The sequence below is a fragment of the Hymenobacter canadensis genome, assembly GCF_027359925.1.
GTDB classification, from domain to species: domain Bacteria; phylum Bacteroidota; class Bacteroidia; order Cytophagales; family Hymenobacteraceae; genus Hymenobacter; species Hymenobacter canadensis.
Genome location: NZ_CP114767.1, coordinates 3344512 through 3359477, shown reverse-complemented (window position 1 = coordinate 3359477; position 14966 = coordinate 3344512). Strand labels below are relative to the sequence as shown.

Below are 14966 nucleotides of genomic sequence, written 5' to 3'. Positions count from 1 at the left end.
TATTAATTAAGTATAAAAATATTACCCGCCTCAGAAAAACAGGGCAGCTGCTCTGTGGCGCCCCAACCCACCCAAACGCAGACTTCCCCGCCTGGCACGGAGCCAGGCGGGGAAGTATTAGGGGTTCAAAGAATCAGGCGGGGCCTAGTTCAGCCACACCGTCAGAATCACTTCGAAGCGGTGCGGGGCAAAGGCGTTGTAAAAGGGCGCCTCGCCCTGAAAGCCGAGCACGTGGATCAGCGGCATGCCTTCGGTGCGCGAATCGACCACGCGCACCGGATACAGCTCGCCTTGTGCGGGCCAGTCGCCTACGTGGTTGTAGGGGCGTTGGCTGTCGTCTACGCACCGGGCGTAATCGACGAAGGGAGCGTGCCGGGTGGCTTCGGCCAGGGTCAGGTTATCTACTTCGTATGCCATAAGCTCTTGTACAAAAAACAAGGGGTTTTGATTCATTGGAGAGCCGCACAGTGGCTCCGGGGTTGCAGGAGGTGTTTTGGGGTTATGAGGTGATGGGGTGATGAGGTAAATGGTGACAGGTAAGATTAAGATATAGAGTGGAGTAGTAGAAGTGTGCCGGGCGGAAAAAATATTCTTCCGGCACCTGCTACCCGTCACGTTTCACCATTCACCTCATCACTTCATTACCCAAAAACACCTCATCACCAAAAATCACAAACTAAACTGCAGACTGAATTTCACCCCAAAGTTACGGGCTCCCGGCGAGTTGCGGTAGGTGAGGCGGTGCAGGAAATCAACGCGCGCCACCCGGAAGATGTTTTCGACGCCGTAGCCCACCTCGGCGTAGGGCAGACGGCCCAGCGGCTGGAAGCGGGGCAGCGGCTCGCCGCTGGTGGGGTCCAGTTCCGGGATAATGGCGTCGTTGGCGCGCGCCACGCTGCCATAGAGCACGTTGCCGGTAGCTACCAGGCGCCAGTTCAGCTGCTTGAGGGCCGGCACCGAGTTCAGCAGGAAACCCTCGAAATGATGGTCGAGGCGCAGCGCCACGTACCGGTCACTCACGAACTCGAAAAAGCGCATCAGGTTGTAAGCCCCGCCGTTATAGAACGGCGACTGGTTGCCGAGGTGGGTTTTGAGTACCGGATACGGCACCGTGCTCGGGATGTAGCCGGCATCGAGCGTGTAGTTGGAGCGGCCCAGTTGGCCCAGGCGCACGCTCTGCGCCACCAGCAGGTTAAACTTGTGGTATCGGAAGTCGCCGCCCAGGAACCGGTTGAGGCCCAGCGTGTAGCGTAGCGTGGTGATGGGCAGGCGCTTGAGGCCGAAGGAGGTGCGGCGGTTCTGGTTTTCGTTCTGCACCAGCACCTCGTCGGGGGCGTAGCGCGACTCCAGCACGATTTCCGACAAACTGAACTGGTCGTCGGTGGGGGCGCCCACGCGCACGTCGCCGGTGTAGTAGGCGAAGCGGTAGAGCGGCCGGAACTGCTGGTGCCGGAACGTGACCTTCTGGGTGAAGCCCCGAAACAGATCCGACTGCAGCGACAGCGCCGACAAGTCGCGCAGCACAGGCCGGCCGTTGTCGATGTTGCCGAGGCGGGCCGAGGCCTCGAACAGCGGGTTTTCCAGCGCGTAGTCGTTGTCGAGCAGGGCCACTTGGTCGAGGTCGTGGCGGTACTCGAAGCCGATGGTGGTCCAGGAGCGGCGGTCAAGGACATGGGTGGCACGGGCGCCGTACTTGAAGCGGCCGTCGCGCACGCCGTAGGCCAGGTAGGCCCGCACCGTCCAGTCGCGGCTGATTTCGGGCGTGGTCCGGAATCCGATGCGGGGCCGCAGCCCCTCGATATTGTTGTAGCCGATGGTGGCCAGCACCGGCCCCACGTCGAATTTGCCCACCCGGTAGTAACCGTTCACCACCACATCGGCCACTTCCAGCAACGAGCGCACGGCCGGCAGCTTGCGCACCGAATCCAGCACCATCAGCGTGCGCTGCTCCTGCACGCTCAGCGTATCAGGACGGTTGCGCTCAAAGAAATTGTCGGGCTCTTTGCTGGCCGGGCCCACTGGGGGGGCCAGGGTTTCCAGCGGCCGGTCGTAGAAAGCCAGCGGGTGCTCTTTCTGAGCCTCGAAGTTGGAGTTGATGGTGACAAAGCGGGCCACCACGCCGGTGCTTTGCTTGCTGGGCCGGATGCTCACCACCACGCGCGTCTGCAGCGGCAGCCAGGGGCCGGCCGCAGTGGGCGTCATATCCTGCTTCACCTTGATCTGGTCGATGAAGTTGAGGTTGGCTTCGGGGCTGACGTACACGTCGATACGGCGCAGCGCGTAGCTGTCGGCCGTAATCCAGATGGTGCCCGTGAAGGCCAGGTCCTGGGCGCGGCGCGGCGTCACGGCCAGCTGGTAGCAATAGTCCTTACCGATGAAAATCGAGTCCTGCAGCTCGTATTCGTAGGCGAACTTCCAGCCGTCGGCAATCGGCGACACGAAGTCCTTGCCCATGATCTGCTGCCAGTTGCGGTAGAAGTCCCAGTCCTGAAACGAGGAGCCCGTCACCTGCGAAATCACCGAGCCCTCGCGCGGGGCCATGCCGCGCATGCGGCTGTGCCGGATTTCCTCGCGGCGGCGTAGCGGCTGGCGCAGCACATAGTAGCGCGAGTCGATTTCGGTAGCGAAAATGGGCACCACCGGCTTGCCGTCGGCGCCGCGCTCCAGGCCGAGGCTGTCGGCCACGGCGGTCATCTGGCGCAGCACCTTGCGGTTGCTCACCTGCGCGGGCAGGTTGTTGAGGCTGATTTCGGTGCGGTTATAGGAGTCGAACTCGAACGCCTCGAGCGAGGCCTTGTTGTTGCGGTTTTTTTGCTGCTGCACGCGCCGCATGATGGCGTAAGCCGGATTTTCGCGGGGGCGCACTATCACCTCGCCCAGACTCACGGCCCCGGCCCCCAGCGCAAAGTCGATGGTCTGGCGCGCGGCTTGCCGCCGGATGGGTTTCTTGAGGGCCGCAAAGCCCATGGCCGAAGCCACCACAGTGTCGGCCGGGGCGGTGCTGAGGGAGTAGCGGCCGTTTTCGTCGGCGGTGGCGCCGGCCGTGGTGCCGGGCACAAACACCGACGCGAACGGCACCGGCTTGCCCGTGGCCGCCTCCGTGATGCGCCCGGTCAGCAGGAGCTGTTGGGCCTGCGCCGGGCCCACTCCGGCCAGTAGCAGCAGTAAAAACAGGACGCCGAAACGGTAAGAAAACAACAAGGGCAATCGGCAGCTAGAAATCAGATAAATGACAGACGGCGAGGCGCAAGATACGGCTTTCGGGTAGCCATGTTACGCCCTTCAGAAGGCCCAAGCAAAAAACTCCGCCCTACGTTCCCTATTCCTTATACACAGAAGGATTGTAGTCAGGTTATCAAATTGTTAGGTCAGGTTCTTCTACTGCACCACCACTTCTACGCGGCGGTTGCGGGGGCGTTGCTGTGGGTCGCGGTTATCGGCCAGCGGGCGGGTGCCACCGTAGCCGCGGGCCGCCAGCCGCACCGAGTCGATGCCCTGCTGCACTAGGTACTGCCGCACCACGCGGGCCCGCTGCTCGGAGAGGCGCAAATTCAGCTGGGCGTCGCCCACGTTGTCGGTGTGGCCGGCTATTTCCAGGCGCAGGGCGGGCTGCTCGCGCAGGCGGCGGGCCAGGGCGTTGAGCGTGGGTCGGGAAGTGGGCAGCAGCGCGGCCGTGCTTTGGGTGAAATACAGGTTGGGCAACGCCACGGCCGTCCCTCGGTTCAGGCTGGCCAGGTCGGGCAGCACCGTGTCGGGCAGTGCGGGCCGTGGCTGCGGAACTGGGACCGGTGTGGGCCGGGGGCGTGGCGCGGGCCGGGTGGGGCGCGGTGCAACGGCAGAAGTCGGCCGCCGCCCAATCACCAGAGCCGATTTGACGGGCGTGATAGTCACGCCCGGTGGCAGGCCAGCCGTTTGCGGGCGGGCGGGTGGCGCAGGCTGCGGCGTGGCGGCCACCGGCACTGGCTTGGCTGAGGCCGGCAAAGCGGAGTAGAGGTAGCGGGCCGGAATGGCATCGGGCTCAATAGTGGAGTTAGGCAGTTGCCAAGCCAGCAAAGCGCGCGTGTCGAACCCCACCTGGTAGTACTCCACGCGCAGCGGGTAATAGCGGCCGCCTTCCAGCTGCAGCTGCGCCGTCACCAGTGTCACGGGCTGGTTGCGCCAAGAGCTGATGATGCGCTTGCCGCCCACCCACACCCGCATGCCATCGTCGGTAGGAACCTGAAACGTGTACAGCCCCGAAACTGGCGCGTAGAGGTGGCCCGTCCAGCGCACCGAAAAGTCCTCGCCGGCCAACCCTTCGCCCGGCGGCACAAAATGCCCGGTCACCTGCCCGGCGCGGTTGCGCTCCAGCGTCCAGTTGAAGTCGATGGTAGGGTCGAGGCGGGTGAAGGCGAGGTGCCCGAAGTTGCGGCCATTGTAGTAGGCACCCTGCAAGCCGGTGCCGGCGGTGGCGGGCATGGCCTGGCCCCAGCCCAGCTGGCTGGTAGTCAGCAACAACAAGAGCAGCCAGAGTCGGGGACGCATAAGCCAGAGGAGTAGGGGAGAAATAAATAACAGCAAGCCAACGCCGGAAAACAGTGGCTTGATATAGCCTTGGCGGCCAACAGTCCACCCTGGTTTGCGGTTAGCTGCAAGAAGCTACCGCCGCCAACCACCGAAATCCGGGAATTGAATTTCGGAAATTCCGGTTGTATCTTCGCTGTGTTACTTATCCAGAAAGACCGAGGGATTGGGCCCGATGACGTCTTAGCAACCTGAAATAAAACAAGGTGCTAACTCCCTTTTCAAGGCCTTTACGGGCGTTGGAAGAAGATAAGTACGGAACCGGCCTTCGCGCCCGGCTCTTTCTGGATAGGCACTTTTTGCTGCTGATTTTCTCTAGAAGAGCCGATATGCCGACCGCCCTCACCACCCCCGCCACTACGTCCCCCCTTCACGACATCCTGCGTCAGCGCGTGCTGATTCTTGACGGCGCCATGGGCACCATGATCCAGCGCCACCCGCTCACGGAGGAGGATTTCCGGGGCACACGCTTTGCCGACCACTCGCACCCGCTGCGCGGCAACAACGATTTGCTCAGCCTCACCCGGCCCGATATCATCCGCGGCATTCACGACGAGTACTTCGCCGCCGGGGCCGACATGGTGGAAACCAACACGTTCAGCGGTACCACCATCGCCCAGGCCGACTACGCGCTGGAGCACGTGGTATATGAGCTGAACTACGAGTCGGCGCGGCTGGCGCGGGAGTCGGCGGATGCCTTTACGGCCCTGACGCCCGACAAGCCGCGCTTCGTGGCGGGGGCCGTCGGCCCTACCAACCGCACCGCCAGCCTCTCGCCCGACGTGAACCGCCCCGGTTTCCGGGCCGTGACCTTCGATGAGCTGGCCACCGCTTACCTCGAGCAGGTGCGCGGCCTCGTGGACGGTGGCTCCGACGCGCTGCTGATCGAAACCATCTTCGACACGCTCAACGCCAAAGCGGCTTTGTACGCGGTGCAGAAGTTCTTCGACGAGGGCGGCAAAGTGGTGCCGGTCATGATTTCGGGCACGATTACCGACGCCTCGGGCCGCACCCTGAGCGGGCAGACCGTGGAGGCCTTCTGGAACTCCATCCGCCACCTGCCGCTGCTGAGCGTGGGCCTGAACTGCGCCCTCGGGGCCGACCAGCTCAAGGTGTATATCAAGGAGTTGAGCCGCATTGCCGACGTGCACATTTCGGCTTATCCCAACGCCGGTTTGCCTAACGCCTTTGGCGGCTACGATGAGTCGGCCCAGGAATTTGCGGGCGTGGTGGAAAACTACCTCAAGGAAGGCCTCGTGACGGTGGTGGGCGGCTGTTGCGGCACCACGCCCCAGCACATTGGCGAGCTGGCTCGGCTGGCCGAAAAGTACGCGCCGCGCCTCTTGCCGGAAGTGCCCAAAGCCACCCGCCTGAGCGGCCTGGAACCGTTCGGCGTGTACCCCGACAGCCTGTTCGTGAACGTGGGCGAGCGGTGCAACGTCACCGGCAGCCGCGCCTTTGCCCGCCTTATCCGCACCGGCAACTACGAGGCGGCCCTGCAAGTGGCCCGCGACCAGGTGGAAGGCGGCGCCCAGGTGATTGACGTGAATATGGACGAAGGCATGCTCGACTCGGAGCAGGCCATGACGACCTTCCTGAACCTGATTGCCTCGGAGCCCGATATTTCGCGGGTGCCCGTCATGATTGACTCCTCGAAATGGAGCGTGCTGGAAGCCGGCCTCAAGTGCGTGCAGGGCAAGAGCATCGTCAACTCCATTTCCCTGAAGGAAGGCGAGGACGTGTTCCGGCAGCGGGCCCGCACCGTGCGCCAGTACGGCGCGGCCGTGGTAGTCATGGCCTTCGACGAAAACGGCCAGGCCGACAGCTACGAGAAGCGCATCGAAATCTGCCAGCGCAGCTACGATATTCTGGTGAACGAAGTCGGCTTCCCGGCCGAGGACATCATCTTCGACCCCAACATCCTGACCGTGGGCACCGGCCTCGACGAGCACCGCAACTACGCCGTGGACTTCATCGAAGCTGTCCGCTGGATTAAGCAGAACCTGCCCGGGGCCCTCACCAGCGGCGGCGTTTCGAACATCAGTTTCTCCTTCCGCGGCAACGATGTGGTGCGCGAGGCCATGCACTCGGCCTTCCTCTACCACGCCATCCGCGCCGGCCTGGACATGGGCATCGTGAACCCCAGCCAGCTGGCCGTGTACGACGAGGTGCCCCAGGATTTGCTGGAGCTGGTAGAAGACGTGCTGCTCAACCGCCGCCCTGATTCCACCGAGCGCCTCGTGGACTTTGCCGAAACGGTGAAGCAGAAAGACAAGGTGGAAGTAGTGGCCGACGCCTGGCGCAGCCTGCCCGTGAAGGAACGCCTGCAGCACGCGCTGGTTCGCGGCATCACCGAGTTTATCGACCAGGACACCGAGGAAGTGCGGCAGCTGGTCGGCCGCCCGCTCGAAGTAATTGAAGGCCCCTTGATGGCCGGCATGAACGTAGTAGGCGACCTGTTTGGGGCCGGCAAAATGTTCCTGCCCCAGGTGGTGAAATCGGCCCGGGTGATGAAGAAAGCCGTGGCCTACCTGGAGCCCTATCTGCTGGCCGACAAGCAGAGCGGCGACCGGCAGACGGCCGGTAAAATTCTGCTGGCCACGGTGAAAGGCGACGTGCACGACATCGGCAAGAACATCGTGGGCGTGGTGCTGGCCTGCAACAACTTCGACATCGTGGATTTGGGCGTGATGGTGCCGCTGGAGCGGATTCTCGACGAAGCCCAGAAGCAGCAAGTAGACGTCATCGGGCTAAGCGGCTTGATTACACCGAGCCTGGATGAAATGGTGTACGTGGCCCAGGAAATGGAAAAGCGCGGCCTGAAAACCCCGCTCCTCATCGGCGGCGCCACCACCTCGCGCCTGCACGCCGCCGTGAAAATTGCGCCCAACTACAGCGGCCCCATCGTGCACGTCAACGACGCGTCCCGCTCGGTGGGCGTGGCCGCGGCTTTGCTCGGCTCGGCCGATGTGGAATACGCCCGCACCGTGCGCGAGGAGTACCGCCAGCTCCGCGAGGACTACGCCGGCCGCCAGCGCGACAAAAACTACCTGACCATCGAAGCCGCCCGCGAAAACGGCTTCAAGGCCGACTGGGACACTACGCCCATCGTCAAGCCGACCTTCCTTGGCACCAAGGCTTTGGAGGACTACGACTTGGCCGAGCTGGCCACATACATCGACTGGACGCCGTTCTTCCAGACCTGGGAGCTGAAAGGGCGCTACCCGCGCATCCTCACCGACGAGAATGTGGGCGAGGCCGCCACCCAGCTTTTCCAGGATGCCCAGGCCATGCTTAAGCGCATTGTGGGCGAAAAGCTGCTCACGGCCCGCGCCGTTATCGGGTTCTGGCCCGCCAACACCGTCGGCCACGACACCGTGCAGATATTCGCTGACGAGAGCCGGACCGAAGTAGCCACCGAGTTTTTCACGCTGCGCCAGCAGAGCGAAAAAGCCGCCGGCGTGCCCAACCTGGCCTTCTCCGACTTCGTGGCCCCGCTCGAAACCGGCCGGGCTGACTACATCGGCGGCTTTGCCGTGACGGCCGGTATCGGCATTGAGAAGCACCTGGAGCAGTTTGCCGCCGAGCACGACGATTACAGCAGCATCATGATGAAGGCTCTGGCCGACCGCCTCGCCGAAGCCTTTGCCGAGCGCCTGCATCAGCGCGTGCGCGAGGAGTTTTGGGGCTACGACCCGGCCGAAAACCTGTCGAACGAAGACCTGATTCAGGAGAAATACAAAGGTGTGCGCCCCGCCCCCGGCTACCCCGGCTGCCCCGACCACACCGAGAAAATCACGCTGTTTGAGCTCCTCGACGCCGAAACCGCCACCGGCATCCGCCTCACCGAAAACCTGGCCATGTACCCGGCTTCCTCGGTCAGCGGGCTCTACTACGCCCACCCCGACTCCCGCTACTTCGGCCTCGGCCGCATCGGCCGGGACCAGGTAGCCGACATGGCCGAGCGCAAGGCTATGCCGCTGCCGGAGCTGGAGCGCTGGCTGATGCCGAATTTGAACTACGAGCCTACGGCGGTGCCTGCCCTTATGCCCCAGGGCTAAAGCCCTGGGCTACGCAGCGTCCATTACAGCCCTTTCTCCATCTCCTCCTCGTTTCTAATCCGCTGACTAGCCCAGGGCTTTAGCCCTGGGATGCCTGTGCCAGAGCAGTATGAAAGTAACCGAACACCTGACCCGCGCTGAAGGCAAAACGCTGTTTTCCTTCGAGGTGCTGCCCCCCAAAAAGGGTGAAAATATCCAGAACCTGTTCTCCAACATCGAGCCCCTGATGGAGTTCAAGCCGCCGTTTATCGACGTGACGTACCACCGCGAGGAGTACGTGTACCGCCAGCACCCCAACGGCTTGCTGGAAAAGAAAACCGTGCGCAAGCGGCCCGGCACGGTGGGCATCTGCGCGGCCATCAAAAACCGGTTCGACGTGGACACCGTGCCCCACCTGATCTGCGGCGGCTTCTCGAAGGAGGAAACCGAAAACGCCCTCATCGACCTGCACTTTCTGGGCATCGACAACGTGCTGGCCCTGCGCGGCGACCCGATCAAGAGCGAGGGCAGCTTCAAGCCCGACCCCGACGGCCACGCCTATGCCTGCGACCTGATCGGGCAGGTTTCGGATTTGAACAAAGGTGCTTACCTCGACGAAAAGCAGGATGATGTGTGGGCCACCAGCTTCTGCATCGGCACGGCCGGCTACCCCGAAAAGCACTTTGAGTCGCCGAACTACGGGGCCGATTTGCGCTACCTCAAGCACAAAGTGGACCGCGGCGCCGACTACATCGTGACGCAAATGTTCTTCGATAACGAGCAGTTTTTTGCTTTCGAGAAGCGCTGCCGCGAGGCTGGTATCACGGTGCCCATCATCCCCGGCCTCAAGCCGCTCACCACCCAAAGCCAGCTCACGATGCTGCCCCGGGCCTTCTACCTCAACATCCCGGAGGAGCTGGCCGACGCTGTGCACCTGGCCCCCGACAACGCGGCGGCCCGCGAAATCGGGATTGAGTGGTGCATCAACCAGAGCCGGGAGCTGATGGCCCACGGCGTGCCCTGCCTGCACTACTACAGCATGGGCAAGTCGGAAAGCATCCGGCGGGTGGCGTCAGCGCTGTTTTAAGCAGTTTTTCGTTGTTTGTTTTTCGTTGTTCGTAAAAAGGGAAATTCGTTGCTGACACTGCCACCGAAAAACGGAAAACCAACCACTAAAATCGCACATGAACCCCGACGACCTGTTTGAGCGGCTGCGCGAGGCCACGGCCCTTACGGAGATTGAGGCGCTGCAGAACGGCATCTGGCAGCACTGGCTCACCACCCACGACCACCGCCTCGACAAGCACCTGGAGGTGGGCATGCGGGCCATGGCCGCCGGCGACTACACCCTGGCCATTGCCGAGTTCGACGTGCTGGTGCAGGAGCGGCCCACGTACGCCGAAGGCTGGAACAAGCGCGCCACGGCCCACTACCTGCGCGGCGAATACCGCGCCTCCATCCGCGACGTGCAGGAAACCCTCCGGCTGGAACCGCGCCATTTTGGGGCGCTGGCGGGCTGGGCCACCATGCGCCGCATGCTCGGCGACCCGGCCGGTGCGCTCCGGCTGCTGCGGCGGCTGGAGAAACTATGCCCGCACCAGCCGGGCCTGCAAAGCCAGTTGCGCGACCTGCGCGACCAACTCGATAGCCCGGAACACTGAGTGCGCAACGGCTTGTCTATCTGCTATAACACTTGTATATTTCCGGAATCTAATTTCTTGCTCTTGCCCGGCAGGTTGTCGTTTTTTAAAGCTAATCAGGCCGTTCCGGGGCCTGTGCACACTAAAACGGGGCGTCGAAGGGAAGCAAGGGGTAGATGCAGTATTGAACTTTGCCACTAATTTTTTGCTCTAGCGGCTCTGTGCTCTATCCCCCCTGAGCCGGCCGCGACTTCCTCCTTCCCACCCGTATGAAACAACTTTACTCTTTAGTGGCGCTCTGCGCCCTGTTGCTATTACTATGTACCGGCGCTTCGGCGCAACAACGCATCCGAAAAAGCGAGCTGGAAAGCGGCGAGATGGAAAAGGGCCGCAAAGTAGGCGTCTGGGAATACTTCAGCCTCACCCGCGACGGCCGGCAGGTGCTGGTGCAGCGCTACGACCACACCGCCGGCAAGCTGCTGTTTTATCGTCCCATCGAGGACATTCCGTACGAAACTGAAGTGAGCCCCGGCCAGTGGACCCGCACCCGCGTGCAGCAGCCGCCGCTGTTTGTGGGCGGCGAGGCCGCGCTGGCCGCCTACATGGCCAAGCTCAACTATCCGATGCAGGCCCAGAACCGCAATATTCAGGGCAAGGTGCTGGTGTCGTTTGCCATCGACACCCTGGGCCGCGCTTCCGGCCACAAGGTGCTGATGGGCATCGGGGGCGGCTGCGACGAAGAGGCCCTGCGCCTGTGCCGCACCATTCCGCCGCAGTGGATTCCGGCCCGGCTGGCCGGCCGCGCCGTGCCCGTCGTCTACGAGCTGCCCTTCACGTTCCGGCTGCAGCAGCGCTAGGCCGGCATCAAAAGCGCCTCTGCGTGAGTTTGGGGGCAGTTGCTTCCGTACCGGAAAGTAAGCCTAACCCCAAGGGCAGCAGGTTACGTACATTTCGCCCATGAACCTGTTCCCTACCCTCCGCCTGCTGGCGGCCACCGGCGTGGCCGCCGGAGCCGCCCTGTTGCTCACGTCCTGCGACACCACCCCGCGTGAGCGCCAGGACGTGGTGCGCGACGAAGTCCGCAACCTCGATACGCTGGCCGACCGCACCGCTGCCAAGCTGCGCGTGGCCGGCCGCCGCGCCGCCCGCTTCGACTCCGTTTCACGGGCCCGGGCGCGCCAGCCTGTCAGCGACGCTGATGCCAATACCTTCGCCAACGAGCTGCTGGGCACCTACGCCGGTATCGAGCAACTCACGCCGGCCACCATCGAGCCGGCCTTCACGCAGTTTATGCAGCAGGTGCGGGCCCGCCGCAAAGCCTGGACCCAGCGCGACTGGGACTACGCCACGGTTATCAGCCGCCGCCTCAATGCGCAGTTCCGCAAAATCCGCCTCGATATCAAAGGCCGCGACGAGCTGCACATCCGCGCCCTCCAGACCGAGTTTACGGCCATGGAAACCAGCCGCGACGTGAAAGACCTGCGCGAGGCCGTGCGCGAAGAATAGCCTTGTTTTCCTTGTATTGGAGAGCCCTGCCGGCTGGTGGGGCTCTCTTTTTATGGTAGCTGCCGCATGCGAAGAGCTGTTGAGAAGATTGCTGCCGGCTGGTGGCTGGCCCTGCTGCTGCTTGGGGTGGCCCCGGCTGCGGCCCAGCGCCCAATAAAATCGGTGGAAACCGTGCCCGGCGGCGAGCTGTGGCTAAGCCCCGGCGACCAGCTGCAGGTGCGCCTGACCGGCGAGCCGGGCGGTCAGGCCACGTTCCTGAACGGCCGGCCCCTGACGGAACTGCCCGCCGCCCAGGCCGGCGGGCAGCGCGGTATCTACCAAGGCAGCTACACCATCACGGCCGCCGACACGCTGGGCGGGGCCGCCGGCCGGCCGCTGTGGCTGCACCTGCGCCTGCCCGACGGCCGCCACGACTCCCTGGCCACCGCCGCCCCCGTGCGCGTGCTCAGCCCCGATCAGCCTCAGCTAGCCCTCACCCAGGGCGGGCTGGCCTATCTGAACTACGGCCTGGGCGAAGACCGGCTGGGCGGCGCCAAGTTCGGCTACCTCGACTCCCTGGTGGTGCTGCACGTGGTAGGACGAGCGGCCGGGCAGTACCGCGTGCGGCTGGCGGCCGGCCAGCAGGCCTGGGTACCCGCCGAAGTCGTGCGCCTGCTGCCGCCGGGCGGCTTCGTGCCGGCCTCGCTCACCGGCTCGTGGAGCGTGCAGGGCGACTCGCTCTACGACTACGTGCGGCTGCCGCTCAGCCAGCGTCTGCCCTACCGCACGCAGCTGCTCCAAAACCCCGCCCGGCTGGTGGTAGACGTGTTTGGGGCCACGTCCAACACCAACTGGATAACGCAGCGCGCCGGCTTGCAGGAGCTGGGCGCCGTTTACTACGAGCAGCCCCAGCCCGATGTGTTCCGGTTGGTGCTGCCGTTGCGGCACCGCCAGAGCTGGGGCTACCATGTGAGCTACGTGCGCAATACGCTGGTGGTGCAGGTGGCGCGCCCGCCCGCCAAGCTGCGCCTGAAAGGCCTACTGGTTGCCATCGACGCCGGCCACGGCGGCACCAATACTGGCGCGGCCACCCCGGCCGGCATCCGCGAAAAAGACCTGACGCTGGCCATTGCCCAACAGCTGCGCCAGGAGCTGGAGCGCCGCGGGGCCCGCGTGCTCATGACCCGCTCCGACGACCGCACCGTGGACAACGGCGACCGGGTGCTGCTGCTACGGCAGCGCCGGCCCGCGCTGTTGGTGAGCATCCACGTGAATTCGGCGGGCAGTGCGGCGGCCCGCGGTACGGCGGCGTTCTACCGCTACGTGGCGTTTCGGCCGCTGGCGGCGGCGCTCTACCAGCGCATGCAGGAGCAAACCGGTCTGCCAGGCTGGGGCTTGGTCGGCAATTTTAACTTCGGTTTGAATGGCCCTACCGAGTACCCCAACGCGCTGGTGGAAACGGCCTTTCTGTCCAACCCCGAAGATGAAAAAGTACTGACTGATCCCGCCGCTCAGCGCCGCATGGCGCAGGCCATGGCCGCCGGCCTGCAGGATTTCCTGAAGGCGTCGCGCGCGAAAGGCCCGCGTGGCTGGCTCCTGCGCCAGCCTGCCCGGGAGTAGCCGCAGCGGTATCGGGTGGCCGGGGTAGGAGGGAAGCTGCTGTGAACGAAGTCGGACCTATAGCTTTTTAGCAAAAAATAGTTGGGCATTTGCCGGTAATCGGCGTACAAAGCCGATATCTTCCTAAAAATCAGGCACGGCTTCCGGTCGTGCTATTTGCGTTTCTGTTCTACCTCACCACCAAAACCACCATTCCTCATGGCAGAAGATTCTTTACTGGACCGTAGCCGCACCATAGCCGGTCCCGGCTACAACCGCTGGCTGGTACCGCCCGCCGCGCTGGCGGTTCACTTGGCCATTGGGCAGGCGTATGCCTTCAGCGTGTTCAAGAAGCCCCTGGGAGCCCTCATCAGCGGCAACCCCGACGCGCCGGGTCCAGCCGACTGGACGCCCGGGCAGCTGGGCGTAATCTTCTCCATTGCCATTGTGCTGTTGGGTTTGTCGGCCGCCATTTTTGGTAAGTGGCTGGAGCGCGTCGGGCCGCGCAAGGCCATGATGGCTTCGGCGCTGTGCTTCGGCGGCGGCTTTTTCATTGCCGCGCTGGGCGTGCATCTGCACAGCATCTGGCTGGTGTACTTCGGCTACGGCTTCGTGGGCGGCATCGGGCTGGGTATCGGCTACATTTCGCCGGTGAGCACGCTCATCAAGTGGTTTCCGGACCGCAAAGGCGTTGCCACGGGTATGGCCATCATGGGCTTTGGCGGTGGCGCCATGATTGGCTCGCCACTGGCCGTCACGCTCATGGACCACTTCAAGGCGGCCGGTACCGGCTCGCTGGGCGTGGCCGCCACGTTCCTGGCCATGGGCCTGATCTACCTGCTGTTCATGCAGTTCGGCGTCTGGACCATCCGGGTGCCCGCCGACGACTGGAAGCCCGAGGGCTATACTGTTCCTACGGACCACAATGCTCTCATTACCACTGGCAACGTGACGGCCGACAACGCCATCAAGACGCCGCAGTTCTGGCTGCTGTGGGTGGTGCTGTGCATGAACGTGACGGCCGGTATCGGCGTGCTCGAAACGGCTTCGCCACTTATTCAGGAGTCGTTTTCGGATGCTGCTATGGGCGCCGGACGCGGCGTAACGGCGGCTGCCGCTGCCGGCTTTGTGGGGCTGCTGAGCTTGTTCAATCTGCTGGGCCGCTTCTTCTGGTCGTCTGCTTCGGATAAGCTGGGCCGTAAAACCACCTACGCCATCTACTTCGGCCTGGGTATTCTGCTCTACGCCCTGATTCCGACGCTGGGTGCCGGCGCCCAACTGACGCTGTTTGTGGTGATATCCTGCGTGATTCTGACCATGTACGGCGGTGGTTTCGCCACCATTCCGGCCTACCTCTCTGACTTGTTCGGCAAGCTGCAGGTGGGCGCCATCCACGGGCGGCTGCTCACGGCTTGGAGCACAGCCGGTGTACTGGGCCCCGTGATTGTAAACTACCTGCACAGCAATGCCAAGGACAATGGCCTGGTAGGGGCGGCGGCTTATCAGTCGGTATTCTACACCATGGCCGTGCTGCTGGTAGTGGGCCTGATTGCCAACTTCCTAGTGAAGCCCGTTGCTGAGCGGTATTTCGAAAAGGAAACTGCCAAAAAAGTAGCGGCCTAAGCGCCGGCCCTCTCAT

At 63.6% G+C, this 14966-nt stretch carries 10 protein-coding genes and 1 riboswitch; of the genes, 7 read left to right on the top strand and 3 right to left on the bottom strand.

All coding sequences use genetic code 11. The features are described 5' to 3' along the window. Positions 1-144: 144 nt before the first annotated feature. The 3 genes from O3303_RS14375 to O3303_RS14365 form a co-directional block, all read right to left on the bottom strand. Positions 145-417, bottom strand: a complete 273-nt coding sequence (locus tag O3303_RS14375) for a hypothetical protein (RefSeq protein WP_269559086.1) — start codon at positions 415-417, stop codon at positions 145-147. A 252-nt stretch (positions 418-669) separates the two neighbouring features. Continuing rightward, on the bottom strand, positions 670-3201 hold the full coding sequence (locus O3303_RS14370; protein WP_269559085.1) for a DUF5686 and carboxypeptidase-like regulatory domain-containing protein: 2532 nt from the start codon (positions 3199-3201) through the stop codon (positions 670-672). Between the two features lie 177 nt (positions 3202-3378). Next, a complete protein-coding gene (locus tag O3303_RS14365; protein ID WP_269559084.1) occupies positions 3379-4524 on the bottom strand; it encodes a PA14 domain-containing protein in 1146 nt (381 codons plus the stop codon). Between the two features lie 181 nt (positions 4525-4705). Next, positions 4706-4819: riboswitch (SAM riboswitch) on the top strand. Positions 4820-4892: 73 nt separating this feature from the next. On the opposite strand from O3303_RS14365, the gene metH reads away from it, so the two are divergent. From metH to O3303_RS14330, 7 genes are all read left to right on the top strand, one after another. Beyond that, entirely contained in the window at positions 4893-8624 is a 3732-nt protein-coding gene (metH, locus tag O3303_RS14360) for a methionine synthase (RefSeq protein ID WP_269559083.1), read from the top strand. 109 nt (positions 8625-8733) lie between these two features. Then, positions 8734-9690 carry a methylenetetrahydrofolate reductase [NAD(P)H] gene (gene metF / locus O3303_RS14355; protein WP_269559082.1) on the top strand — a complete coding sequence of 319 codons (957 nt, stop codon included), beginning with the start codon at positions 8734-8736 and terminating at the stop codon, positions 9688-9690. Positions 9691-9787: 97 nt separating this feature from the next. After that, the gene (locus tag O3303_RS14350) at positions 9788-10264 is read left to right on the top strand and encodes a tetratricopeptide repeat protein (protein WP_269559081.1); all 477 of its coding nucleotides are present in this window, start codon (positions 9788-9790) and stop codon (positions 10262-10264) included. Positions 10265-10512: 248 nt separating this feature from the next. Further along, positions 10513-11100: an energy transducer TonB gene (locus O3303_RS14345; protein WP_269559080.1), complete on the top strand. Its 588-nt coding sequence runs from the start codon at positions 10513-10515 to the stop codon at positions 11098-11100. A 100-nt stretch (positions 11101-11200) separates the two neighbouring features. Then, positions 11201-11749 carry a hypothetical protein gene (locus O3303_RS14340; protein WP_269559079.1) on the top strand — a complete coding sequence of 183 codons (549 nt, stop codon included), beginning with the start codon at positions 11201-11203 and terminating at the stop codon, positions 11747-11749. A gap of 66 nt (positions 11750-11815) precedes the next feature. Next, the gene (locus O3303_RS14335) at positions 11816-13348 is read left to right on the top strand and encodes an N-acetylmuramoyl-L-alanine amidase (RefSeq protein WP_269559078.1); all 1533 of its coding nucleotides are present in this window, start codon (positions 11816-11818) and stop codon (positions 13346-13348) included. A gap of 198 nt (positions 13349-13546) precedes the next feature. Next, complete coding sequence (locus O3303_RS14330) at positions 13547-14950, top strand: OFA family MFS transporter (protein WP_269559077.1); 1404 nt, start codon at positions 13547-13549, stop codon at positions 14948-14950. Positions 14951-14966: the final 16 nt, after the last annotated feature.